This is a genomic window from Streptomyces sp. T12 (assembly GCF_028736035.1).
GTDB lineage: Bacteria > Actinomycetota > Actinomycetes > Streptomycetales > Streptomycetaceae > Streptomyces.
Genome location: NZ_CP117866.1, coordinates 5,830,010 through 5,853,469, shown reverse-complemented (window position 1 = coordinate 5,853,469; position 23,460 = coordinate 5,830,010). Strand labels below are relative to the sequence as shown.

The window sequence follows — 23,460 nt, the reverse complement described above, 5'->3', positions numbered from 1 at the left end:
GCCCAGCTTAGAGGCGCCGCCAGCTCCAGACGGTGGTGGCTTCGAGCGGCTCCAGGGGCGTGACCAGGCGAGGCAGGCTGTTGAGCCCGTTGGGCGGCCCGGTCTGCGGCTCGACACACACGGCGGCGTCCTGCTCGTCGTACACGACGACCCACTCCTCCCGGCTGGCCACCTTCAGCTCCAACTGCCCCGGCCAGGTGAGCGTGACGTCGACGCCGCCGGGCATGCCGAAGCAGTCGTCCCAGGGCCCCGGCTTCGGCTCGATGCGATGGCCGGTGGGGAGGTGGTCGTCGCCGCGCTCCTCCTGCCAGGCCGGGCTGAAGTCGAGCCGGACGTCCTGGGCGCCGTCGCCGCCGAGGTTCCGGTTGAACCAGGGGTGCCAGCCGATCTGGGCCGGGAAGGACGCCTCGTACGTCTCCACGGACATGGTGAGGCTGAGGCTGTCCGGGGTGAGCGCGACGACCTGCGTGACGCGGCCGGCGTAGGGCCAGGGCTCGACCAGGTCGTACGTGATGACCGCCTCGCCGTCGGCGACCCGGGCGACGCGCCAGGCGCCGTCCCGTACGGTGCCGTGGATGGCGTTCGGCGGGGCGTTGAGCGGCATCTGCCGCACCACGGCCCCGTCCAGGAACCGCCCGTCCCGGACCCGCCCGCACCAGGGAACCATCGGGAAACACCCGAACCGCTCCCCCTGCCGCAACAACTCGGTTCCCCCGACGCGCAGCCCCCCGACCCGCCCGCCGTTCCCCGGCAGCACGTCCACCTCCGCGTCACCCGCGGTCAGCGTGATGTGTTCGTTACTCACGGGACGACCCTACTGGGGCGATCAAGGGCGCCTGAAGAGGTCACTCTCCCACCCACCCGCAGGGGGCTTCGCCTCACCGGCGCCGACGAAGCATCCGGCCCACCACGATCGCCGACGCCACCACCAGCGCCGCCGCCGGAGCCGCCCACCGCAGCGCAGAACTCGGCGCCACCGTCTGCGGCGCCGGAACCGGCGCATAACGCCCCCGCGGCGGGGCATGGTCCACTTCTTCCGCACTACGCCCGATCATCGTCCGCCGGGCATGAGCCGCCTCAGCGACGGCAGCCTCCCCGGCCCCGGCATCCCCGTCCTCGGTGTCCGGGACACCCTCGGCGCCCTCGGGCTCATCGGCCACCGGCTCGACCGGCTCCGGCGCCGGCTCCGGCGTCGGCGTCGGCGTCGGCGCCGCAGCGTCATCCGCGTCCGGCGTCGTCTCGAAGTCACTGGTGACCCGCGTTTCGAACTCCCCAGGAGCCAGGGTCTCCAAGGTCTCCAAGGTCTCCAGGGTCTCCCCGGCGTCCCCCGCCTCTTCCTGCCCGACCGTCGCGGAGGTCTCCCCCGCCACCACCCCGAGCTGCTCCCCGAACCGGCTCAGCAGCCGAGTCACAGCCGAACCGACCGCCTCCGCCGAGAACTCCGCGATCCGGCCGTCCGCCGAAGCAGTCCCCTCGAAGGTCACGGCGGAGCCACCGTCGGCCTCCCGGACCCGCACCGTCAACGCGAGTTTCACGGAACCGCTGCCCCGCGCCTCGGTCGCGTCGCCCGCCACGGCGTACGAACCGTCCTCGTGCCCGGACACCCGCACAGCACCCCGGTAGGTGATGGTGTGACCGCCGACGCGCACTTTCAGCCGCCCGGCGACAGGCTCGGCCCCGGCGTCCTGCTGGAGCCCGGGGACCGCCCGGGCAACCCGTACGGGATCGGCCAGCACCTCCCTGAGCCGCTCGGCCGCAACCGGAACGAACACCTCATGCTCCATGAGGCCCGAGCCTACCCAGCATGGCGTGAAGCGCACCCACACATCCGGGGATTCTCACCGGGCGCCCTCCCGCCGGGCGTATCCTCCCGGCCCCGCCCCTCAATACCGCGGATGCACCAACGTCGACACCCCGAGCCCCCCGACCCGAGTCCCCTCCGCCGCCCACGCGTCCGCCGCCAGCCCCTCCTGCGTCAACGTCCCCAGACGCGGCGCCCCCTCCCCCGCCCCGAGCCGCAGCGCCGGCCGCTCCCCCCGCGCCGCCAGGATCAACCCCCAGTCGTGCGGTGCCCGCGTCGGGCCTGCCGAGCGGTCGGGGCCCGGGGCGAAGCCGGACTCGCGGCCCCTGACGCGGTACGGGGCCGTGCGCAGGCCCGCCGCGCGGAGTGTGGTGTCGACCGTCCAGAACAGGCGGGGGCGGGAGGAGACCGGGCCGGCGTGGACCGCGAGGCGTCCGCGTGGGGTCAGGGCGCGGCGGACGAGGCCGTAGAACTCCTGTGAGTACAGCTTCGTGCTGGCCGTGATGCCGGGGTCGGGCAGGTCCGAGATGACGACGTCGTACGTCGCCGGCGGCGCCGCCCGCAGCCGGCAAAAGGCGTCGCCCGTCATGACGTGGAGGCGGGGGTCGTCGTAGGCGTGGCGGTTGAGCTTGGACAGGGGCGGGTCCCGGCGCGCCAACCGCACCACCCCGGCGTCGGCCTCGACCAGGTCGATCCGCCGCACCCCGGCATAGCGCAGCACCTCGCGCGCCGCCAGCCCGTCCCCGCCGCCGAGGATCAGTACGCGTGTGTGCTCGCCGTTCATCGCGGGGTGGACCAGCGCCTCGTGGTAGCGGCGTTCGTCGCGGCCGCTGACCCGCAGGCGGCCGTCGAGGAAGAGGTCGAGGGGGCGGCCGTGCGTGCCGCCGGTGATGACGACCTCCTGGACGTCCGTCTGGAGCGCCACGCGTACGTCCCGCCCGTACACCGCGTGCCGGGCTGCCCGTTCGAAGTCGTCGACGAGTACGGCGGCCGCGGCGAGGATGCCGAGCACCGTGAGGTTGGCGATCACCAGCAGCCAGCGGGCGCGGCGGGTCAGGTCCCCGCGGAACAGGCCGAGGACCAGCGCGCCGCCCGCGACGGCGTTGACGGCGCCGGTGATCAGGGTCGCGGTCAACTGGCCCAGCAGGGGCAGGAGAAGGAAGGGGAAGGCGAGGCCGCCGACGAGGGCGCCGACGTAGTCCGCGGCGAACAGGTCGGCCACCGCGCCGCCGGCGTCCTGGCGCCGGATGCGCTGGATCAGCTCCATCAGCAGCGGCACTTCGGCGCCGATCAGCAGGCCGATGGTGAGGGAGAAGGCGACGAGGAGACAGCGGGGGCCGTTGGCCCACAGGCCGCCCCAGTCGCCGGTCCAGGCGAAGACGGCGTACAGGGCGAGTGCGCTGCAGCCGCCGACGAGGGCGAGTACGGCCTCGACGGCCCCGAAGCCGGCCGCGGCCAGCGGGCGCAGGCGCTTGGCGCAGAGGGAGCCGATGCCCATCGCGAAGACCATGACGGACAGCACGACGGAGGCCTGGGTGACCGAGTCGCCGATCAAGTACGAGGCGAGGGCGACGAGTTCGAGTTCGTACACGAGTCCGCAGGCGGCGCAGACGAAGACGCCCGCGAGGACCAGGAACCGCCCCGTGCCCGGCCGGACCGGAAGCCGCGCGCAGCCGGCCCGGGACGGCGCTGTGCCGGGTGGGGCGGGGGCGTGCGGCTCGATCACGTTGCCGACGGTACGTTACGCCTGCGGCACGCTGGGTCACCCACACGTGTGTTGTTGATGCGGGGGACGTTTGCGTCCTCAATCTCCTCCAGAGGGGGCGCCCCCGGACGGGCTGAAGGATCCTGACCGGCGCCGAGGTGCGCCCGTGACCACCCGCACCCCCACCCGCGTCCGCGTGGCCACCAACTGCCCGTCCTGCGGATACGCGTGCCACGTCCGCCAGTGCATCTGGCCTTCGTGGTGCTGGGCCAGCAGCGCGGTGAAGGCGTGCGGGCTGCCGGGGAACACGCCGGCGAGGCCGTGCGGGTGGTCGGCCACCAGTGCCAGCAACTCCTGGGCACGGCCCGCGAACTGACCCGGTGACAGGACCTCCACCCGGGCCGCGAACTCGTACTCCCAGTCGCCCACCCGCTTGGCCACGCCGAGCGGAAGCGGCGTGCTGCTGCCCGGCATGCATGCCACGGTCTCCGAGCAGATGCCCCGCTCCTCCTGCAGAAGGACCTGGTGGGACGCGCCGAGCAGTCGCAACTCAAGCTTTGCGCCGGTCAGTTCGAGGTCGAGTGTGGCCAGTGCGGGCAGCGGGTCCCGCCCCAGGGCCCAGGCGAGGTCGGCCGCGCGCGTGTCGGTATAGGCGGTGTTCAGGGTCGTGAGCATGGATGGGCTCCGCTAGCACGCAAAGAAAGGGAGGTTTCGGTCTCCGGCGCACCCCCGGCCGACACCGGGAGGTCGGCCGGGTCAGCCCAGTCGGCCGGTCAGAAGGGGTGTCCGCGGGACGTCCGAGGGGCTGCGTTGGTGAATTTCACTGAATCATGAACGGTGGCGCTACCACAGCGTTTTTACCCAAGTTCGTAGGGTTTCCATCCCTCAGAGGGCTTATCAGCTCAACTGTTCAACTCCGGCGTGCGCCGGGGCGCACCTTCCCTCGCCGAAAGCCGTGCGAAAGCCGTGCGAAAGCCGTGCGAAAACAGCAAAGCGGGGCCGGTCCAGGCACCGGCCCCGCTCCCTGCGGATGCGGTTCCCCCTCGGGGAACTCAGCTGCCCCGTGTCAGCTGCCTCCGCCACCGCATCCGCCCCCGCCCCCGCCCCCTCCGCAGGACGACCCGCCTCCGCAGGACGAGCCGCCTCCACACGACGAGCCGCCGCCCCCACAGGACGACCCACCGCTGCTTCCCCCGCCGGCCCACCAGCTGCCGCTTGAGCTGCCGTGCGAGCCGCTCCTCCGGCTGTGCGTGCGGTGGGCCGTACCTCCGCCGGCGCGTGCGACGGTCACGACGATCACTACGAACACCACTGCGACCAGCGCCCCCACGATGACTGTGGTCATGGCGTCAGCCTCCTTCCGTTCCCCCGAAGCGGACCGAGGCGTCCCCCCGTGGGCGCCTCCCGCTCGGTGCGTGGGAGTCAGATGCCCGGCCGTCTCACGTCCCAAAGCAGAGTTGAGCAACTCCAGAGCTTGGGCGCAGGATGACCGGCATGACCTCCACCTCCCGCCCCCTGCTCAATCGCCGACTCGCCGAGTTCGGGACGACGATCTTCGCCGAGATGTCCGCACTGGCCCTGCGGACCGGGTCCATCAACCTGGGCCAGGGCTTCCCCGACACCGACGGCCCCGAGGAGGTCCGCGAGGCGGCCGTACGGGCCCTGCGGGACGGGCGCGGCAACCAGTACCCGCCGGGTCCCGGCGTCCCCGAGCTGCGCGGCGCCGTCGCCGCCCACCAGGAGCGGCGCTACGGGCTGTCGTACGACCCGGACACGGAGGTCCTGGTCACCGCTGGCGCCACCGAGGCCATCGCGGCCACCCTGCTCGCGCTGCTGGAGCCCGGCGACGAGGTGATCGCCTTCGAGCCGTACTACGACTCCTACGCGGCCTGCATCGCCATGGCGGGTGGCACGCGCGTGCCGGTCACCCTGCGTCCGCACGTCGACGAGGGCGCGAGCTTCCGGCTCGACCTCGACGAGCTGCGCGCCGCCGTCACCGACCGCACCCGGCTGCTGCTCGTCAACACCCCGCACAACCCCACCGGCACGGTCCTCACCCGCGAGGAGCTGGCCGCGATCGCCGAGCTGGCCGTCGAGCGGGACCTGCTCGTGGTGACCGACGAGGTGTACGAGCACCTGGTCTTCGACGACGCCGAGCACCTGCCGCTCGCCGGCTTCCCGGGCATGCGGGAGCGGACGGTGACCATCGGGTCGGCGGGCAAGACGTTCTCCTTCACCGGCTGGAAGGTCGGCTGGGTGACCGCGCCGTCCGGCCTGGTCACGGCGGTGCGGTCGGCGAAGCAGTTCCTGACGTACGTCTCGTCGGGGCCGTTCCAGTACGCGGTCGCCGAGGCCCTCGCCCTTCCCGACAGCTACTTCGCGGCCTTCCGCGCGGACATGCTGGCCAAGCGGGACCTGCTGGCGGCGGGTCTGACGGAGGCGGGGTTCGAGGTCTTCAAGCCCGCGGGCACCTACTTCATCACCACCGACATCCGGCCCCTCGGCGAATCGGACGGCTTCGCCTTCTGCCGCGCGCTGCCGGAGCGGGCCGGGGTGGTGGCCATCCCGAACGCGGTCTTCTACGACCACCGGGAGGCGGGGGCGCCGTTCGTGCGGTTCGCGTTCTGCAAGCAGACGGCGGTCCTGGAGGAGGCGGTGCGGCGGCTCAAGTCCCTGGCGGGCTGATCCCTCCTTGCCGGGAGGTTCACCGGTTTACCCACAGCCTGTGGACAGACCCCGGCACGGACGGCGAGAGCCCGGCCCCGGCACGCGGCCGTGGTGGCCGGTGCCCTGGCCGGGCTCTCCCACACCCACGGCGCGTATCCGGTCGTGATCGCCGGTACGCCGCCGTAGGCCACGCCTGCTGTCGCGGCTTACTCGCCGTCTTCTTCCTCGGGCTTCTCCGCCTCGTTGATCTCCTGCTCCAGGCCGAGCTGCTCGACGAGCCACTTGTCGAACTCGATCGCGGCCCGCACCCAGCTGACCGTCGACGAGACGAAGTGCTCCAGGGCCACGCCCGTGCCGATCAGCATCTGCGCCTCGCCGATCAGGCGGACGGTGCCGTCGTCGTGCGTGTGGCTGTAGACCTTCGGCCACAGCGTCCGGCGGTTCCAGTCGTCGATCGACTCCAGAAGCAGGGGCTTCTCGTCGATCTTGTGGGGCCGGTCGTAGAACGTCCGCACCGAGAAGACCTGCTGGTCACCCTCACCACGGAACATGAAATACGTACGGAACTGCTCCCACGGCGCCGCGAGGTCACCCTCGTCGTCGACGACGTACTTCAGCTCCATCTGGTCCAGGAGCTGCTTCACGAGGTCCTGATCCGGGACAACGGGGCCGGGCGGCGGGCCGGGCTGCGGCTGCTGCTGACCCCCGAAGTTCGGAATCGAGGACGGGTCGATGCTCACCGTGATTTTCCCTTCGTACGGATTCCGCCATCCTCCCCCATCCGGGGAGGGGGGTGGCAAGCCCCGCCGGGGCTGTCAGCCCTCGGCTGACTCGATCCGGTCACTCCTGACGGGGACCCGGACCTACCGGGTACCCGCGAGCACGGCTTCTTTCCGGGTCAGAGCGTCTTTCCGGTCACCGGCCCCACGATCAGGCCGTCCCCGAAGGCGTCCACCCGGACCGTGTCGCCGTCCTTGACCTCGCCGGAGAGGATCTCCTTGGCCAGGCGGTCGCCGATCGCGGTCTGGATGAGGCGGCGCAGGGGGCGGGCGCCGTAGGCCGGGTCGTTGCCCTCGTCGGCGAGCCAGGCCAGGGCCGCGGGGGTGACCTCCAGGGACAGCCGGCGCTCGGCCAGCCGCCCCGCGAGGCGGTCGATCTGGAGCTGCGCGATCCGCGCCAGCTCGTCCTTCGCCAGGGCCGAGAAGACCACCAGGTCGTCCAGGCGGTTGAGGAACTCCGGCTTGAAGGAGGTCCGGACCACCTCCAGCACCTGCTCCTTCTTCTCCTCCTCGCTGGGGATCGGGTCGACCAGGAACTGGCTGCCCAGGTTCGACGTCAGCACCAGGATCGCGTTGCGGAAGTCGACCGTACGTCCCTGACCGTCCGTCAGCCGCCCGTCGTCCAGCACCTGCAGCAGGATGTCGAAGACCTCGGGGTGCGCCTTCTCCACCTCGTCGAGCAGCACGACGCTGTACGGCCGCCTGCGCACCGCCTCCGTCAGCTGGCCGCCCTCCTCGTAGCCGACGTAACCGGGGGGCGCGCCGACCAGCCGGGCCACGGTGTGCTTCTCGCCGTACTCCGACATGTCGATGCGGACCATGGCCCGCTCGTCGTCGAAGAGGAAGTCGGCGAGGGCCTTGGCGAGTTCGGTCTTGCCGACGCCGGTTGGGCCGAGGAAGAGGAAGGAGCCGGTCGGGCGGTCGGGGTCGGCGATGCCGGCGCGGGTGCGCCGTACGGCGTCGGACACGGCCCGCACGGCCTCGGTCTGGCCGATGAGCCGCTTGCCCAGCTCCTCCTCCATACGCAGGAGCTTCTGGGTCTCGCCCTCCAGGAGGCGGCCCGCGGGGATGCCGGTCCAGGCGGCGACGGTGTCGGCGATGTCGTCCGAGCCGACCTCCTCCTTGACCATCGTGCTCTTGGCGGCTTCCTCCTCGGCCTGCGAGGCCTCCTCCAGGTCCCGCTCCAGGGCCGGGATCTCGCCGTAGAGCAGCTTGCTGGCGGTGTCGAAGTCGCCGTCGCGCTGGGCGCGTTCGGCCTGGCCGCGCGCCTCGTCGAGCCGTTCCTTGAGCTCGCCGACGCGGTTGAGGGACTGCTTCTCCTTCTCCCAGCGGGCGGTCAGGCCCCGCAGCTCCTCCTCCTTGTCGGCGAGATCGCGGCGCAGTCGCTCCAGGCGCTCACGGGAGGCCGGGTCGGTCTCCTTCTCCAGGGCCAGCTCCTCCATCTTCAACCGGTCGACGGCACGCTGGAGTTCGTCGATCTCGACGGGGGACGAGTCGATCTCCATACGGAGGCGGGAGGCCGCCTCGTCGACGAGGTCGATGGCCTTGTCCGGGAGGAACCGGGAGGTGATGTAACGGTCGGAGAGCGTCGCGGCCGCGACCAGCGCGCTGTCCGCGATCTGCACCTTGTGGTGCGCCTCGTAGCGCCCCTTGAGCCCGCGAAGAATCGCGATGGTGTCCTCCACCGTGGGCTCGGCGACCAGCACCTGCTGGAAGCGCCGCTCCAGCGCGGGGTCCTTCTCGATCCGCTCGCGGTACTCGTCGAGCGTCGTGGCACCGACCATGCGCAGCTCACCGCGGGCGAGCATGGGCTTGAGCATGTTCCCGGCGTCCATGGCGGAGTCGCCGCCGGCACCGGCGCCCACGACCGTGTGCAGCTCGTCGATGAAGGTGATGATCTGCCCGTCGGAGTCCTTGATCTCCGCGAGCACGGTCTTCAGCCGCTCCTCGAACTCGCCCCGGTACTTGGCCCCGGCGACCATGGCACTGAGGTCGAGCGCGACGAGCCGCTTGTCCTTGAGGGACTCGGGCACGTCCCCCTTGACGATCCGCTGGGCGAGCCCTTCCACGACGGCGGTCTTGCCGACGCCGGGCTCACCGATGAGGACGGGGTTGTTCTTGGTCCGGCGGGACAGCACCTGCACGACGCGCCGGATCTCCTGATCCCGCCCGATGACGGGATCGAGCTTTCCTTCCCGCGCGGCGGCCGTGAAGTCGGTGCCGAACTTCTCCAGCGCCTTGTACTGCCCCTCGGGGTCGGCGGTGGTCACCCGGCGCCCGCCGCGCGCCTTGCGGAAGGCGTCCAGCAGCTTCTTCGCACTGGCGCCCTGCTGGGCGAGCACGTCACCCGCCTGGCCGCCCTTGGCGGCGATGCCGATGAGGAGGTGCTCGGTGGAGAGGTACTCGTCCCCGAGCTCCCTGGCCCGCTCCTGGGCGTCCGCGATCACGGCGAGCAGCTCACGGTTGGGCTGCGGGGGCGCGACGGTGGACCCGGTCACGCTGGGCAGCGAGGCGAGCACCTTCTCGGCGCCGATGCGCACGGCCGCCTGATCGGCATCCACGGCGGCCAGCAGATCGACGATGTTCTCGTTGTCCTGCCCCTGGAGCAGAGCAAGGAGCAGGTGGGCAGGGGTGAGGTCCGCGTGCCCCCCGGTGAGGGCCCGGTTGCTGGCCGCGTTGATCGCGTCCCGGCTCCTGTTGGTCAGCTCGGCGTCCACGTTGGCTTTCTCCTCCTGGCGTCAGCGTCTCCCAGTGCTGACTGAGTCAGCGTACACAAAGTTGAGTCTATTCCACTCAAGGTGGTCGAGGGAGGCTTGCGGCGGCTAGGTTTCCCGACCATGGCCGCATACCCCCAGGATCCGGGCGCGCCGGACGCGCCGTACCTCACCTTCTGGCAGGAGAGGCACCTGTGCACCCTGACGACCCTGCGCCCGGACGGCACCCCGCATGTCGTACCCGTCGGCGTCACATACGACCCCGAGGCGCGACTTGCTCGGGTGATCACCAACAAGTCGAGCGCGAAGGTGGGCCACGTCCTGGCCGCCGGCCCGGAGGGGGCGCGGGTCGCGGTGTGCCAGGTGGACGGGCGGCGGTGGGCGACGCTGGAAGGGGCGGCCTACGTCCGCAGCGAGCCCGAGCGGGTCGCGGAGGCGGAGCGGCGGTACGCGCAGCGGTACGGGCGGACGCCGGCGCCGAATCCCGACCGGGTGGTGATCGAGATCGAGCTGCGGCGGGCGATGGGGCGGGGGTGACCCGAGGGTGAGCGGGGCGCCGGGTTGGCCGGATACCGGGCGCCCGGTTTCAGCCACCGCCGGAACAGGCGGATACGGGGAAATGTCCCCCGAAAACTGCAGCGGCGTCACCGTGTTCAGGTCACGGTGACGCCGCTGCGGGGGGAAGCACCTGAGCGATGTGTTACGACGGGGGAATCGCGTCAGGCACTGCGGGGGGTGGCTGAGATGGTCGTTTGGGCCGGGGCCTCCGGCTCCACCAGGCGGTGGTCGCGCTGATCAAGGTTGACGAAGATCATTCCGTACCGGATGGCACACCGCACGGGCTGCGGCGCCCCCCGAGGCCGCCGCAGACACCGGTAAGCCCGTACGTCCTCATCCTCGTCCCGCGTGACGACGACCGGCTCACCGAAGACGGTCACCATCAACGAGTCACCGGGGTGGGGGATCGCGGTGACCAAGTCGATGAAGTGCCAGCCGGAGCGGTAGGCGGTGGCCATTTCCCTGCGGAAGGAGCGGTCGTCGGGTGGGGTGGTCACATCCGCTCCCCCGAGTCACCGTCCGCGGAGGTCACCGACACATCCGCGCTGCTGGAACTCACGGCGGTGCTCGGCCAGTGAGTGTCAGCGCTGACGACACTCTCCGCGTCGGACTGCCCGCTTAGCGCTCCGAAGGTCACGACGACGGAGAAGGCGGCGACAAGTACCGAGCGAAGCATTCTCTTGCGCATAGTCGGCTTCGTCCTCACTTGAAAGTCTCCTCTTCCCCCGTCGGATAAGACGATGGCTCATTCAGGCACGTGCTGGCCACACAATCGGTGCATCATGTTCCTGCATGTTCAGGACCCTGGGGGGTGGAGATTTCGTGGCAAATCCGACTAAGGCGACGCATCCCCATGCGGAGACCGAACTGTGTGACGAGGGTGGCCGACTATATGCGCATGCCCTGCGCACCGGGCGTATCGCTCGCGTGGACGTGGAGTCGGCTCCCTGCCTGCTGGAGTTCGCCCTCCTCCACCCCGACCCCGACGACGCGAACTGGTTGCGCCCGGTTCCCCCGTCCGTCGCCCTGGCCGAGCGACTCCATCCCATAGAGCGCGACATCGCGGATCGCCGGCGGTTGTCCATCAGACTCACTGACATCTTCGAGCCGTTCTTGGCTCTCGCGCACGACGGCGAGACCGATCACTCGATCACTGTGCTGGAGGGCAGCGCCCGGATCAACGCGGCACTCAACCTGGCCACGGCCCAGTGCCAGACCGATGTGCTCACGGTCCAACCCAGCGACGACCGCTACTCGGAGCGCAGCCTGCTCCAAGGGCTGGAACGGGACAAGCCGCTGATCGAACGCGGTGTGCGCATCCGGACGCTCTATCAGCACACCGCCCGGTACAGCCCCGAGAAGCTGGCGTACGTGGCCCAGCTCTCGAAAGGCAAGGCGGAGTACCGGACGATCGACGAGCTTGTGGAGCGCCTCATAGTCTGCGACGAGGCCGTCGCCTTCATCCCCACCCGCGACGACCAGCAGGTAGCTCTGGAGCTACGCCATCCCGGCCTCGTTCGGTACCTGATCAAGGTCTTCGAGTTCATGTGGGTGCGATCCGTCCCGTTGAGCGCCGGCGCCCCGTACGAGGCGGCCGCAGGCGGCATCACGGATATTCAGCACTCCATCGCGAAGCTCCTCGTCGAGGGACACGTCGACGAGGCCATCGCCCGGCGCCTCGGGATGAACGTCCGGACGTGCCGCGCCCACATAGCCAAGCTCGCCGCGACCCTTGGCAGCGGCAGCCGCGCCCAGCTCGGCTACCTCATAGCCCAGTCAGGGATCCTGGAAAAGGACCACACGCCAACGGGAGGAGACAGCCAACCGTGACCAAGGGGCACACGCATGGACTGGGCGAGCTGTGCGAGGCAGGTAAGAGCTTGTACGCCCAGGCCCTGCGTGAAGAGCGCGCGTGGGCGAAGGATGCCAACGACGTTCCGTGTCGGGCTGCTGCAGCCCATGGTCGAGGACCTGGACTGGATGGAGCTGGTCTCGCCGAATGTCGCACTGCATCGGCTGCTGCGAGCGTCTGAGGAACGTATCGCGACGGAACGGCGGCACGAAGAGCGGCTGGCGGCCGCATTCGAACCACTGGTGAGGCTCGGCACCCCGCAGACGACTACGGACTCATCGGCGATCAGCGTCGTCAGCGGGCTCGACCAGATCGGGCTCAGTGTCGCCCAAGCCATGGCCACTGCTTCCCAGGAACTCCTCGCCATCCAGCCCTACTACGGCCAGGCCATCTCATCGCGTATGTCGGAGTCCTTCGAACGCGACCAGGCCCTGCTGGACAGAGGTGGCCGTATCCGCACCCTCTACCAGCACACCCTGCGCCACTCGCCCGCGGTGATCGCCCGTTACGAGCAGCTGACGGGCGATGCGGAGGTTCGTGCCCTCGACGAGGTTCCCGAGCGCCTTCTCGTCATCGACCAGACCGTCGCCTTCATCCCTGCCAGCAAGGACCGCACGCTCGCCCTGGAAATCCGCCACCCGAGCCTGATCACCTACCTGGTCACCAACTTCGACCGCCTCTGGCGCCTCGCCTCTCCCGTGTACCCCGAGGCGGTCCAGAAAGCCTCCGTCAACGGCATCACCCCCCGCCAACGCGCCATCGCCGGCCTCCTCATCGAAGGCCATACGGACGCCGTCATAGCCGACCGCCTCGGCATGAACATCCGCACCGTCCGCGTCCACATCGCCAAACTCGCCGCCACACTCGGAAGCGAAAGCCGCGCCCAACTCGGCTACCTCATCGCGGGGTCAGGAATCCTCAAGCAGGAGACACCCAATCCATGAGCATGACGTCGCATCGGGAGCACGGCGCCGAAGACCTGTGCCCGGAAGGCATGCAGCTGTACGAACAAGCCCTGCGTGAGGAGCGCGTGGATGCGCGCAACGCCGACGACGCACCGTGTCTCGTCAGGCTCGGGCTACTCCAGCCTGACCTCAGCGACCTGCGCTGGCTGGAACCGGTCGCCCCGGCCTACGCCCTCCAGCGTTTGCTCCGCACTGCCGAGGAACGCATCGCAGACGAGCGGCGACGTGAGGAACGGCTGGCGGCGGTGTTCGAGCCGTTGATACGCATACACCGCCAGCCGACGGCTTCGGTGAGTCATCCATCGATCAGCGTCCACAGCGGTCTCGGCCAAATCAACCGTGCCATCAGCGAGTCGATGGCGGACGCCACCACGGAAGCCCTCGCTATCCAGCCCCATAAACCCAAGGCGGTCATCGCCGTCCGAGATGCCTCCGTGGTGCGAGACCAGGCTCTGCTCGACCGTGGCGGCTGCATTCGCACCCTCTACCAGCACACCTTCCGTCATTTGCCCGAGCTGATGGCCCGCTATGAACACCTCCAAGGCGACGTAGAAGCTCGCACCCTCGACGAGGTCACCGAACGCCTCCTCATAATCGACCGCACCGTCGCGTTCATCCCCGCGAACAGGGACCGCACCCTCGCCGTCGAGATCCGCCACCCGGCCATCGTCGACTACTTCGTCACTACCTTCGACCGCCTCTGGCACCTGGCCACCCCCATGTACCCGGAGGCTGTCCAACAACCTTCATTGAACGGCGTCACCCCCCGCCAACGTGCCATCGCCACACTCCTCATCGAAGGCCACACCGACGCCGTCATAGCCAACCGCCTCGGCATGAACATCCGCACCGCCCGCGCCCACATCGCAAAACTCGCCGCCACACTCGGAAGCGAAAGCCGAGCCCAACTCGGCTATCTCATCGGGCAGTCGGGGATCCTTGATTAGGCAGGCTGAGTGATGCTGGCGACGCGGCGCGCGTAGCCTGCGGCGGGCCGTCCAAGCCCACTTGGGCGATGCGGACGCCCAGTTGCGTACGACTCGCCGCCCCCAGCGTCTCCGAAAGCCGCGCGATGTGGGCACGGCACGTGCGGACACTTATGCCGAGCCGTTCCGCAATCACCGCGTCCTGGTGTCCCTCCGCCAGAAGCGCGGCGATGGACCGCTCCCGGTGGGAGATGCCCTCGATACCGGTGTCAGGGAGGGGAGCCGTGAGTGGGATCGCCAGGCGCCAGAAGCGTTCGAAGACTGTCAGCAAGTACTGGACCAGAGCCGGGTGGCGCAGTTCCAGCGCCACCGTGCGGTCCGCGTTCGCCGGGATGAAGGCCACCGTACGGTCGAAGAGGATCAGCCGGTCGATCACCTCGTCCAGCGTGCGCGCTTCCACCGACTCACCCATCAACTCCAGGTAGTTGAGCAAGCCCTGGCCGTGCCGGGCCACGTGTGTGTACAGGTCTCGCATCCGCACGCCTCGGCCCCGTAGCGCCAGCGCCCGGTGCAGCCCCTCCGTCAGCTCGTGCTCGGGACGAATGCCGCCGGGCTGCACGGTGAGCACCTCCGTCGTGCACGCCTGAGTCGCCTCGTCCAGCGCTGCCTGGATGCGGTGATCACCATCCAGGACTCGAATCGCCGAGCCCTCCGCGCCGGGCGCCTGGGGCTGCAGCCCGAGCCGGGTGTACCACTCGAACGCCGCCACCGCTGAGCCCATCCGCCGCTGGCTCGCGCTGACTTCGTCGTACACCCCGCGCAGCAGCCGCGTCATGACCTCCTGCGGCGACGTCGGCACCAGCCAGTCCATGTCGTCAGGATCCGGATGCAGCAGGGCAAGTTCCAAGAGGCAGGGCACCTCATCGGCATCCCGGCGCGGCACTCTGCCCCGCCGTACGGCCCGGGAATACACGCGATCCCCGACCTCGCACAGGCGGTCGGCACCGTGTGGATGCTCGCCCACTCCGCGCTCGGTCATCTTCCACCCCCGGCTACCGTCCCTGCCGCACACGACCGGTACGCCCGCGCAGCACGCTCACAGCATCAACGGGCATCAGCCCATGACTTCCGCAGCGCAACTATGCGCAGTGGGACCTGTCACCGCAACACGGCCCGGATTCCGCCTCCGCGCGGCCTTGCCAGCTTCATGAGCCAAGAGAGCCCATAAACATACGGTTGTGCACCTTTTCACCCCCCTCCGCTTCAGGCAGGAGCAGCATCATGAGGCTACCTACACGTATGCATGCCACGCAGGATTGATCAAGCGGCAGCAAATACAAGCTTCATGAGCAGGCCGCATTCTTCTGCAGTCCTCGACTAATGGGGGTTTCCTATGCGCACCAAGACCAGTGCTGCGCTGATCGCTTGCGCCATCGCGGCTGGTTCCGTCATGTTCAGCGCGCCCGCCGCCTCAGCCGCCGCCTACTGCGACTCCTCCGGCTACACCGCGATCGGCCTGCCCATTGAGCGGTGCACCAGCCTGTCCAACGGGGTCCTGGTCCACAAGAAGGACTACAACAACCCGACCAAACTGTGGACCCATTACGGCAAGACGGGCGGATCCACCGTCAGTGTCCGCCTTGGCTACAGCCTGTCCGGCTCTACCACCTACTCCTCCTACTTCTCCATCAGCTCCGGCCAGACCGTGACGAAATATTGGGAAAAGTCGGGAAGTTACATGTGTTACAACAGCGTCGGCGTGCTGAACTACAGCGGCGGCACCGACCAGACGCCGGCCGCGCACTGCTGAGGCCAGCAGCATGATGGCCCCGTCCGCCAGGGCGGGGCCCCTGTTGTGCCATCTAGCCTGACCCTGTCAAGGACCTCCCGTGTTTACCGCGATCTTCGAAAACCATTACGACTACCTGGTCGCATGTACGTTGACCGCCCTCGTTCTGGGCGGCGCGGCATGGCTGGTTTCCCGCCGCCTCGGCAGCCCGTACGGCGTGTGGTGGGCCGGGCTGGCCGGCGCGCTCACCGGCGTGCTGGGCGTCACCTTCATGGGCAGCGGCCCGGCCACCGGCCAGTGCGTCATCAACCACAACCTCGCCGAGCCGTTTCACACCACGCAGGGCCTGTGGAACCTCCTCATGACGGTGCCGCTCGGGCTGTTTACCCTGCTGGCCCTGCGTCGCTTGCTCCCCGCGCTCGTCGGCGTCGTTGCGCTGCCCTTGGCCATCGAGTTCACCCAGGCCACGGCAAACGGGCTGGGACGTGTATGCGACAGCGCGGACGCTGAAATGAATATCCTCGGCGGCCTGGCTGGGCTCGCCATTGCTGCGGGGGTACTTGCCAGGCGCGGTGCGCTCCACTTGCAGGCCGGTGCCAAGGCGTCAATGATCGCGTTCGCGGTGCTGCTGATCCTGGGCACCGGCGTCGCTCGCCCGATGCTGAGCTTTACCAATTTGGACGGTACCGGCCTGTCGGCCGCAGGATCTTCGGAGCGCGAGGCCGTCGAACAAGTGGTGCAGGAGGCGTTCGGAGACCGGTACAAGCTGGGACACGTTTATGTGCAACCGTGTGTGGGAGCGCCATGTACCAATATCGCCTTCACCCTGCTCAGCCGTGACGGAGGACATCCGGAGGCATTCAGCAACGGCAGCCTGTCGTGGCCGGACAAGAAGCATTTGAATGTGCTCTTGGAAGACAGCGACCGTCCCAGCGTCATGGGGTATCCCGTGGCTGGAGCGAAGGCGCCGTCTACGGAGCAGGAGGCGTACAGGATTGCGCAGACGTACATGAACGAGCACTACCCCTGGGCCAAAGACGCGGTCACGCACCGGACATATCAGGTGGGGGAGAAAGCAGAACTGGGGTGGATGACCAGCTGGCGCTGGCTCAACGACGACGTGCTGATGCCCAGGATGCTGGATGTGCAGGTCGACAGGGCCGGACGCGTATCGCAGGTGGATGTGACCCTCGGTCCGAAGCGCATGAAAACCACGAAGGCCAAACTGGACGCCGGTCAGGCCGAGGAGGCGGTGCGAGAGGGATTGGTCGCGCAGAACCGGGCCAATGGAGGTGGTGATCTGGACAGGTCGGAGGTGAAAGCGAAGTACCAGATCGATGCTTTCACCCTCAAAGCGGTTGAGAGGGAAGGCGCTTGGAGGCCTGAGTGGCTGGTGAACGTGTCGATGCGCGCCGAGAAACCGGGAGCCGATCCGCAGGAGTCAGGCGGGGCGGACATGTGGCGGGTGGATGCGGTGAACGGACAGGTCTACGACGGCACCGATGCGCCGGTGAAGGCCGACTGACGCAGTGGCTGCTTGCCTGCAGAAGGCCCTTTGAACCGAAGGCTCATCGATCTTGAGCGGAATCCAGGCATCTGCAGCCTCACCGTGTGACGCAGCGTGTGCGTGGGCGCTGGTTGGCGGCATTGACGAAGCCGTGGGCGCATCGGGTAGTGAGCCTGACGACACGCCCACATCCCGCGAAGCGCGACCTACGGCCATCACGTGTCGATGGTGCGAGTGGGGCTTGCCGTCGGGCTAACGCCTTCCTACGAACGCGGCGAACTCCACCCACGTCACCGCAGTGAGCCGAAGTATCGGACCGTCCACGACCTTGGAATCACGGACGGCGACGGTGCCGGGGACGTTGCAGGCGACTTCGACGCATTCGCCGTGGGCGTCGCCGCTGCTGTGCGTGGACTTCTGGAAGTCGAACTCGAACACTCGGCCTACATCTCCTTGCGGATGCTGTCGATGAGGTTGAGGGAGTCGCGCTGCGCCAACCCCAGCCGCGTGATGCGCTCGAAGATCGCATTGTGGCGTGCGGCATCGGCCTCGCTCTCCAGCCACACCTTGGTCGAGAGAGTATCCGCCTGCACGAGATCCAGGGCGCCTGGCTCGGCGAAAGAGACCACGGTGAAAGCACTGGTCATCCCGGGATGGGCGCCCGCACCGAACGGAACAACCTGCACGCACACGTTGGAGAGCCGAGCCGCTTCGAGAACGTGGTCCAACTGGGCCCGCATGACGTCCCGTCCACCAACCAGCTGGCGCAGCACCCCCTCGTGCAGCACCGCCACGAGCGACAACGGGCGCTCACCGGTCAACCGCGCCTGACGGGCAATCCTCGCCTCCACGAAGGGCTCGATCGCCTCGGGATCTTCCCAGGTTCCATTGCCCACCGCGAGGGCGCGGGCGTAGTCGGCGGTTTGCAGCAGGCCTGGGACGAAGGAGAGTTGCCAGGTGCGGAGCTGCGTGGCGATGTCCTCCAGCGCGACGTACTCCATCTGCGCCTTCAGCTGGGGGTACTGATGCCACCATCCCTGGACCTTGCGTCGATCTCGGTCGGCTTTCGCAAGAGCCAGCAACTTCTCGATCACGGCTTCATCGGTCTCGGCGTACAGATGACATAGCGCCCTGATATCAGGGTCACGCAACGGCACCTGCCCGCGCTCGATCTTCGCCACCTTCGCGGTCGACGCCGTGAGCGCCTCAGCGGCATGTGATTGAAGGAGGGAACACGACTCCCGCATCCGCAGCAATTCTCCGCCCAGCCTGCGGCCCAGAACCGTTGTGACCGTCTTCCCGCGGTTCGGGTCTCTGCCTGCCATGTCGCACTCCCTCCCGATGAGCTGCCCCAGTCTGAGGGCCGGACGCAGTCAACCTCAACTCTAGGGCCAGTATATTTTCTGGCCGAATCAGTTGCTGGCCATCACCTCAGGACGCTACGTTCGGTACTCAATCGCCCACCCAGCGACACCAGCTGGCGGAAGTGCACCATGCTGCCCAAACCAGGGCCGTACAGCAGAGCCACCTCCCCCACCCACCTGGCGTCCACCCCGGGCACTCCGGCCTCGCTCAAGGAGGTGCGCTCCTGTGACCGATTCCTGTCCTCCCCACCACGCCAAAGCCCTCAAGACGTACGACCGTTACGACGCCGTCAGCTACACCCCGTTCCCCCTCAACGTCCCCCTCGCCCGCAGACACGTCGCCCGACTCGCCGTGGACTGGGGACACCCTCACGCCGCCGGCGACGCGGCCCTGCTGGCGAGCGAGTTGTGCACGAACGCCCTGCTGCACGGGTGTCTGCGGGACCGCCTGTTCCGGGTGGAGACGTCCCTCACCGGCACTGCCCTGCGCGTCGCCGTGACCGACCCGCGAGGCGAGCGGCTCCCGTACTCCCACCCCTCCACCACCGATGACCAGTTCGGCCGGGGCCTGCTCATCGTCCGCACGCTCGCCGACCGCTGGTCCGTGGAGAAGCTCACCGTGGGCAAGACGGTTTGGGCGGAGCTGGACGTTCGGGGAGCGGCGGATGCGTAGTCTGCTCAGCCGTCTGCGAAGGTGCCGCAGCGGTACCTTGGCCGCACGGCGAAAGGAGACGCACATGGCGATCGAGTGGCGGGAAGCGGTGGCCGAGGCTCGGGACGCCATCGGCTTCACGGGCGAGGTCGTCCAGCGGACCGTCGACGGAATCGGGGCTGCCCTGCGCCTTGACCATCGCGCCGACTTCTACACGGAGCTGGGCGCCCTGGCCGACTCCAGCGGCTTCGACGCGTTCCTCAACCACTGGTGGATCCAGGCACTCGCTGACTCGGCGGTGGACGGGGACGCACGCGAGCAAGCGATCGACTTCGCCGACGTGGCCGTGTCCCTGTACGCACGAGCAACGGGCGGCCCCACGTCCACCCAGGCCGAGATCGAAGCCCTCGTCAACGGAGCGAAAGCCTCTTGAGCCACACCATCATCTGGGAAAGGCCCGCTTCCGACGGCCTCAAGCGGCTCAGGACCCGTGACGGGGACGCCGTGAAGCCACTCCTCAAAGCGATCAACGCGCTCGCCGACGATCCGGAGCCCGCCGCGAGCAGCAAGCTCGGCGGCACCAGCCTTCGGCGGTTACGCGTCGGTGTCTACCGGGCCACGTACGAGATCGACGGCTTCACGGTGTCGATCAAAATCCTCATGGTCGGCAGCACACCTCTCTGAACACACCAGGGCACGGGCTCCCCACCGCGAGAGTTGAACCGGGGGCAGCCCTCACATCAAGCCCGACAGCGGCGCTCCGCTTCCCTGGACGTGCACAACCGCGCGACATCCCGGAAATCCCAGGGTGATCGCCGTGTTACACACCCCACTTAACGTCAGGTCATGGCGGACATATTTGACGCGTACGCGTTGGCCGACGCGTGGGACGAGATGTTTGAGCGGCCGGGTGAGGTCAGGACCGCCTATGAGCCGGTGCTGGCTGCACTTCAGCCGATCGAGCCGAGTGAACTGCGCTTCCGGGCCGACCAGATGGCCCGGGCGTTCACCGACAGGGGCGTGACGTACGCCTTCGCGGGCGAGGAGCGGCCCTGGCCGCTGGATCTCGTGCCCAGGATCCTCGACGCGCTCGAGTGGGATCTCATACAACGCGGGGTGAGTCAGCGGGTCAGAGCGCTGGAGGCCTACCTCGCCGACGCCTACGGGCCCGCCCGCGCCTTCGAGGACGGCGTCGTGCCCTGGCGGCTGCTGCTCAACTCCCCGCACTTCCACAGAGCGGCCCATGGGGTCGAGCCACCGGGCGGGGTTCGGATTCATGTCGCCGGGATCGACCTCGTACGCGACGAGGCCGGGGACTTCCGGGTGCTGGAAGACAATGTGCGCGTCCCCAGCGGGGTTTCGTACGTCATCGAGAACCGGCGGGCGATGACCCGGATCTTCCCCTCCCTCTTCGCCGAGCAGCACGTCCTGCCCGTCGACGGTTACGCCCAGCGGCTCCTTGCCGCACTGCGCGCCGCCGCGCCCGACGGGGCCGACGATCCGCGCGTCGTCGTCCTCACCCCGGGCCCCAGCAACGCCGCCTACTTCGAACACGCCCTGCTCGCCCGGCTGATGGGCGTGCAGCTCGTCGAGGGGCACGACCTCGTGTGCCGCAACAACCGCGTGTGGATGCGGACGACGCGCGGCGAGGTGCCCGTCCACGTCGTATACCGGCGCCTCGACGACGACTTCCTCGATCCCCTCCACTTCCGGCCCGACTCGGTGATCGGCTGCCCGGGGATCATGGGCGCCGCCATGGCGGGCACCGTCACACTCGCGAACGCGGTGGGGAACGGCATCGCCGACGACAAGCTCCTCTATACCTACGTCCCCGCTCTCATCCGGTACTACCTCGGCGAGGAGCCGATCCTCCCGAACGTCGAGTCCTACCGGCCCGACGAGCCGGGGCAGTTGGACGCGGTCCTCGACCAGATCGAGCAGCTCGTCATCAAGCCCGTCGACGGCGCAGGCGGCCAGGGCATCGTCATCGGCCCCAAGGCAGACCGCGAGACGATCGAACGCACTCGCAAAGCCGTCATCGCCGACCCGCGCGGCTTCATCGCCCAGCGGCCCGTCGCCCTGTCCACCTCCCCCACCCTCGCGGGCGAGCGCATGGCACCGCGCCACATCGATCTGCGGCCCTTCGCCGTCAACGACGGCAACGATGTCTGGGTGCTGCCCGGCGGCCTCACGCGAGTCGCCCTCCAGGAGGGCAACCTGATCGTCAACTCCAGCCAGGGCGGCGGCTCCAAGGACACCTGGGTGCTGGCCGAGGGGCCGGCGGAGTCGCCCGTACCGCTGAGCGCCGGCGATCCGCTCGCCGTCGCGCCGCGTCAGCTCGGACCCGACGGCACCCCCACCGTCGTACAGGAAGGGACGCAGCAGCAGTGAACGACGTGATCCTCTCCCGTATCGCCGAGGCCCTGACGTGGACCGGACGGTATGTCGAGCGTGCCGACGCCACGGGCCGCATCCTCGACGCCTATCTCCACCGCATGCTGGAGGACCCCTGGCGCGACGAGGACGTGGCCTGCCGGTCGTTGTACGCGATCCTCGGCATGGACGCCGGCGGTGCGCCCGTCGACATGCAGCAGGTCCTCGACCAGCTGGCCTTCGACGCCCGCTCGACGGGCTCGATCGAGGGCGCCCTCGGCGCCGCCCGGCTGAACGCGCGCAGCGCCCGCGAGGCGGTGTCGTCGGAGATGTGGGAGTGCCTCAACTCCACCTGGCACGCCCTCGCCGACCAGCGGCTCGCGGCCCGGCGGACCGGCCCGTACGCGTATCTGGAGCTGGTGCGCAGGCGCGCGGCGCTGTTCTTCGGGCTGGCCGACTCCACCATGAGCCGGGACGACAGCTGGCGTTTCGTCGTGCTGGGCCGCAGCCTTGAGCGGGTGGACATGACCGTACGGCTGCTGTCGGTGCGGGTGCTGGACGCCGCGCACGCGCCCGACTGGCCGACCCTGCTGAGCGCGTCCGGCGCGGACGAGGCGTACGCGCGCGTGTACGGCGGCTTCGGGGACACGCCGCGGGTGGCCGAATTCCTTCTGCTGGACCGCGACTTCCCGCGCTCGGCGCTGCACGCGCTGACCACGGCGGAGGAGTGTCTCACGGCGCTGGGCCGCCCCCGCCAGGACCCGGCCCGGCGCCCGATCGGCCGGATGCGCACCCGCCTCGAATACCTGGACACACACACGCTCGAAGACCAACTGCCCCTGCTGCTGGAGGACTTGCGGCAGGCCTGCATGGCCTCGATGGACGCGGTGGCCGACCGGTTCTTCCCGTACCAGGGGCCCGTCGAGTGGGCCCAGGAAGGAGCGTGAGATGACCGCCCAGGGAACTCGCCGTCTCCGTATCAAGCACACCACGCACGTCTCGTACGCCCAGCCGGCCGCGTCCTCGCACAACGAGGTCCGCATGACCCCGCTGACGCTGCCCGGCCAGACCACGCTGGACGCCCGGGTCACCGTCAGCCCGACGGCCACCACCTGGGCGTACTGGGACTACTGGGGCACCCAGGTCACCGGCTTCGACCTGATGGACCCGCACGCCGACCTCACCATCACGGCCTCCAGCCTGGTGGAGACCCACCCCCCGGGCCCGCTCCCCGAGGCGCCCACGTGGCGGGTGCTGGCGGAGGAGGTGGCGTCCTCCCGTCTGCTGGAGTTCGCCGGCCCGACCTCCCGTACGACCGTCCCCGACCTGCTCCTCGAAAAGGCGCGGGAAGCGGCGGCCGGTCTCGATCCGCACGAGACGGCGCTCGCGGTGTCTACGCTGGTCGCCGACCGGGTGTCGTACCTCCCCGGCACCACGAGCGTGAACACGTCCGCCGCCGAGGCCTGGGAGCAGGGCGCGGGCGTCTGCCAGGACATCACCCACCTCACGATCGCGCTGCTGCGCTCAGTGGGCCTGCCCGCCCGCTACGTCTCCGGCTATCTCCACCCCGAGCGGGAGGCGGAGCTGCACCGGCCGGTCGCGGGGCAGAGCCACGCCTGGATCGAGTACTGGGCGGGCGACTGGTGCGGCTACGACCCCACCAACCGGACGCGGGCCGACGAGTCCCACGTCGTCGTCGGCCGCGGCCGCGACTACGACGACGTCACCCCGCACAAGGGCATCTACCGCGGCGTGCCCGGCGGGCCGCCGGAGGTGACGGTGGAGTTCACGCGGGTGGCGTGAACGAA

Annotated in this window: 22 protein-coding genes and 1 pseudogene; 13 read left to right on the top strand and 10 right to left on the bottom strand. The window is 69.2% G+C overall.

Going from position 1 to position 23,460, the window contains the following annotated elements:
- Positions 1-7: 7 nt before the first annotated feature.
- The 4 genes from PBV52_RS26360 to PBV52_RS26345 all read right to left on the bottom strand — a co-directional run bounded on the left by PBV52_RS26360 (position 8) and on the right by PBV52_RS26345 (position 4,181).
- Positions 8-805 carry an aldose 1-epimerase gene (locus PBV52_RS26360; RefSeq protein ID WP_274241494.1) on the bottom strand — a complete coding sequence of 266 codons (798 nt, stop codon included), beginning with the start codon at positions 803-805 and terminating at the stop codon, positions 8-10.
- Between the two features lie 73 nt (positions 806-878).
- Positions 879-1,784, bottom strand: coding sequence for an SRPBCC domain-containing protein (locus tag PBV52_RS26355; protein WP_274241492.1), 906 nt, complete (start codon positions 1,782-1,784; stop codon positions 879-881).
- Positions 1,785-1,883: 99 nt separating this feature from the next.
- On the bottom strand, positions 1,884-3,527 hold the full coding sequence (locus PBV52_RS26350) for a polyamine aminopropyltransferase (RefSeq protein ID WP_274241490.1): 1,644 nt from the start codon (positions 3,525-3,527) through the stop codon (positions 1,884-1,886).
- A 78-nt stretch (positions 3,528-3,605) separates the two neighbouring features.
- On the bottom strand, positions 3,606-4,181 hold the full coding sequence (locus PBV52_RS26345; RefSeq protein WP_274241488.1) for a DUF2617 family protein: 576 nt from the start codon (positions 4,179-4,181) through the stop codon (positions 3,606-3,608).
- 810 nt (positions 4,182-4,991) lie between these two features.
- Here PBV52_RS26345 and PBV52_RS26340 point away from each other — a divergent pair.
- Entirely contained in the window at positions 4,992-6,191 is a 1,200-nt protein-coding gene (locus PBV52_RS26340; protein WP_274241487.1) for a pyridoxal phosphate-dependent aminotransferase, read from the top strand.
- A gap of 188 nt (positions 6,192-6,379) precedes the next feature.
- Here the strand turns inward: PBV52_RS26340 and PBV52_RS26335 are convergent, their stop codons facing one another.
- Together PBV52_RS26335 and clpB are read right to left on the bottom strand one after the other, a co-directional pair.
- Entirely contained in the window at positions 6,380-6,913 is a 534-nt protein-coding gene (locus tag PBV52_RS26335; RefSeq protein WP_274241486.1) for a YbjN domain-containing protein, read from the bottom strand.
- Between the two features lie 158 nt (positions 6,914-7,071).
- Entirely contained in the window at positions 7,072-9,669 is a 2,598-nt protein-coding gene (gene clpB, locus PBV52_RS26330) for an ATP-dependent chaperone ClpB (RefSeq protein ID WP_274241485.1), read from the bottom strand.
- 120 nt (positions 9,670-9,789) lie between these two features.
- Here clpB and PBV52_RS26325 point away from each other — a divergent pair, with 120 nt between their 5' ends.
- Positions 9,790-10,203 (top strand): pyridoxamine 5'-phosphate oxidase family protein, encoded by a 414-nt coding sequence (locus PBV52_RS26325; RefSeq protein ID WP_274241484.1) that lies wholly within the window; start codon positions 9,790-9,792, stop codon positions 10,201-10,203.
- Between the two features lie 182 nt (positions 10,204-10,385).
- Here PBV52_RS26325 and PBV52_RS26320 read toward each other — a convergent pair whose 3' ends face one another.
- Positions 10,386-10,721 (bottom strand): hypothetical protein, encoded by a 336-nt coding sequence (locus tag PBV52_RS26320; RefSeq protein WP_274241483.1) that lies wholly within the window; start codon positions 10,719-10,721, stop codon positions 10,386-10,388.
- Positions 10,722-11,016: 295 nt separating this feature from the next.
- On the opposite strand from PBV52_RS26320, the gene PBV52_RS26310 reads away from it, so the two are divergent.
- From PBV52_RS26310 to PBV52_RS26300, 3 genes and pseudogenes are all read left to right on the top strand, one after another.
- Positions 11,017-12,054: a helix-turn-helix transcriptional regulator gene (locus PBV52_RS26310; protein WP_274241481.1), complete on the top strand. Its 1,038-nt coding sequence runs from the start codon at positions 11,017-11,019 to the stop codon at positions 12,052-12,054.
- A pseudogene (locus PBV52_RS26305) lies at positions 12,051-13,020 on the top strand (LuxR C-terminal-related transcriptional regulator). The gene PBV52_RS26310 and the pseudogene PBV52_RS26305 overlap by 4 nt, the downstream one beginning before the upstream one ends.
- Positions 13,017-13,988 carry a helix-turn-helix transcriptional regulator gene (locus PBV52_RS26300; protein ID WP_274241480.1) on the top strand — a complete coding sequence of 324 codons (972 nt, stop codon included), beginning with the start codon at positions 13,017-13,019 and terminating at the stop codon, positions 13,986-13,988. Before PBV52_RS26305 ends, PBV52_RS26300 begins: the two are co-directional and overlap by 4 nt.
- Here the strand turns inward: PBV52_RS26300 and PBV52_RS26295 are convergent.
- Positions 13,960-15,006 (bottom strand): LuxR C-terminal-related transcriptional regulator, encoded by a 1,047-nt coding sequence (locus PBV52_RS26295; protein ID WP_274241479.1) that lies wholly within the window; start codon positions 15,004-15,006, stop codon positions 13,960-13,962. The two genes, PBV52_RS26300 and PBV52_RS26295, sit on opposite strands and share 29 nt — an antisense overlap.
- A 354-nt stretch (positions 15,007-15,360) precedes the next feature.
- Here PBV52_RS26295 and PBV52_RS26290 point away from each other — a divergent pair, with 354 nt between their 5' ends.
- A complete protein-coding gene (locus tag PBV52_RS26290; protein WP_274241478.1) occupies positions 15,361-15,777 on the top strand; it encodes a hypothetical protein in 417 nt (138 codons plus the stop codon).
- Positions 15,778-15,856: 79 nt separating this feature from the next.
- Positions 15,857-17,281 carry a VanZ family protein gene (locus PBV52_RS26285; protein ID WP_274241477.1) on the top strand — a complete coding sequence of 475 codons (1,425 nt, stop codon included), beginning with the start codon at positions 15,857-15,859 and terminating at the stop codon, positions 17,279-17,281.
- A gap of 234 nt (positions 17,282-17,515) precedes the next feature.
- Here the strand turns inward: PBV52_RS26285 and PBV52_RS26280 are convergent, their stop codons facing one another.
- Together PBV52_RS26280 and PBV52_RS26275 are read right to left on the bottom strand one after the other, a co-directional pair.
- A complete protein-coding gene (locus PBV52_RS26280; RefSeq protein ID WP_274241476.1) occupies positions 17,516-17,701 on the bottom strand; it encodes a DUF397 domain-containing protein in 186 nt (61 codons plus the stop codon).
- A gap of 5 nt (positions 17,702-17,706) precedes the next feature.
- Positions 17,707-18,588 carry a DUF5753 domain-containing protein gene (locus PBV52_RS26275; RefSeq protein WP_274241475.1) on the bottom strand — a complete coding sequence of 294 codons (882 nt, stop codon included), beginning with the start codon at positions 18,586-18,588 and terminating at the stop codon, positions 17,707-17,709.
- A 265-nt stretch (positions 18,589-18,853) separates the two neighbouring features.
- Between PBV52_RS26275 and PBV52_RS26270 the strand changes: the two genes are divergently transcribed.
- From PBV52_RS26270 to PBV52_RS26245, 6 genes are all read left to right on the top strand, one after another.
- Positions 18,854-19,300, top strand: coding sequence for an ATP-binding protein (locus PBV52_RS26270; protein ID WP_274241474.1), 447 nt, complete (start codon positions 18,854-18,856; stop codon positions 19,298-19,300).
- A 64-nt stretch (positions 19,301-19,364) separates the two neighbouring features.
- Positions 19,365-19,712 (top strand): hypothetical protein, encoded by a 348-nt coding sequence (locus tag PBV52_RS26265; RefSeq protein ID WP_274241473.1) that lies wholly within the window; start codon positions 19,365-19,367, stop codon positions 19,710-19,712.
- On the top strand, positions 19,709-19,963 hold the full coding sequence (locus tag PBV52_RS26260; protein ID WP_274241472.1) for a type II toxin-antitoxin system RelE/ParE family toxin: 255 nt from the start codon (positions 19,709-19,711) through the stop codon (positions 19,961-19,963). Before PBV52_RS26265 ends, PBV52_RS26260 begins: the two co-directional genes overlap by 4 nt.
- 162 nt (positions 19,964-20,125) lie before the next feature.
- Positions 20,126-21,670 carry a circularly permuted type 2 ATP-grasp protein gene (locus PBV52_RS26255; RefSeq protein ID WP_274241470.1) on the top strand — a complete coding sequence of 515 codons (1,545 nt, stop codon included), beginning with the start codon at positions 20,126-20,128 and terminating at the stop codon, positions 21,668-21,670.
- The gene (locus PBV52_RS26250; RefSeq protein WP_274241469.1) at positions 21,667-22,599 is read left to right on the top strand and encodes an alpha-E domain-containing protein; all 933 of its coding nucleotides are present in this window, start codon (positions 21,667-21,669) and stop codon (positions 22,597-22,599) included. The genes PBV52_RS26255 and PBV52_RS26250 overlap by 4 nt, the downstream gene beginning before the upstream one ends.
- Before the next feature lies 1 nt (position 22,600).
- The gene (locus PBV52_RS26245) at positions 22,601-23,455 is read left to right on the top strand and encodes a transglutaminase family protein (RefSeq protein WP_274241468.1); all 855 of its coding nucleotides are present in this window, start codon (positions 22,601-22,603) and stop codon (positions 23,453-23,455) included.
- The last annotated feature ends 5 nt before the right edge of the window (positions 23,456-23,460 follow it).

Excerpts from the sequence above, each read along its gene's own strand:
- PBV52_RS26355 (WP_274241492.1), bottom strand. The coding sequence starts at position 1,784 with ATGGAGCATGAGGTGTTCGTTCCGGTTGCGGCCGAGCGGCTCAGGGAG.
- PBV52_RS26345 (WP_274241488.1), bottom strand. The coding sequence starts at position 4,181 with ATGCTCACGACCCTGAACACCGCCTATACCGACACGCGCGCGGCCGAC.
- PBV52_RS26340 (WP_274241487.1), top strand. The coding sequence starts at position 4,992 with ATGACCGGCATGACCTCCACCTCCCGCCCCCTGCTCAATCGCCGACTC.
- PBV52_RS26325 (WP_274241484.1), top strand. The coding sequence starts at position 9,790 with ATGGCCGCATACCCCCAGGATCCGGGCGCGCCGGACGCGCCGTACCTC.
- PBV52_RS26310 (WP_274241481.1), top strand. The coding sequence starts at position 11,017 with ATGTTCAGGACCCTGGGGGGTGGAGATTTCGTGGCAAATCCGACTAAG.
- PBV52_RS26300 (WP_274241480.1), top strand. The coding sequence starts at position 13,017 with ATGAGCATGACGTCGCATCGGGAGCACGGCGCCGAAGACCTGTGCCCG.
- PBV52_RS26295 (WP_274241479.1), bottom strand. The coding sequence starts at position 15,006 with ATGACCGAGCGCGGAGTGGGCGAGCATCCACACGGTGCCGACCGCCTG.
- PBV52_RS26290 (WP_274241478.1), top strand. The coding sequence starts at position 15,361 with ATGCGCACCAAGACCAGTGCTGCGCTGATCGCTTGCGCCATCGCGGCT.
- PBV52_RS26275 (WP_274241475.1), bottom strand. The coding sequence starts at position 18,588 with ATGGCAGGCAGAGACCCGAACCGCGGGAAGACGGTCACAACGGTTCTG.
- PBV52_RS26265 (WP_274241473.1), top strand. The coding sequence starts at position 19,365 with ATGGCGATCGAGTGGCGGGAAGCGGTGGCCGAGGCTCGGGACGCCATC.
- PBV52_RS26255 (WP_274241470.1), top strand. The coding sequence starts at position 20,126 with ATGGCGGACATATTTGACGCGTACGCGTTGGCCGACGCGTGGGACGAG.
- PBV52_RS26245 (WP_274241468.1), top strand. The coding sequence starts at position 22,601 with ATGACCGCCCAGGGAACTCGCCGTCTCCGTATCAAGCACACCACGCAC.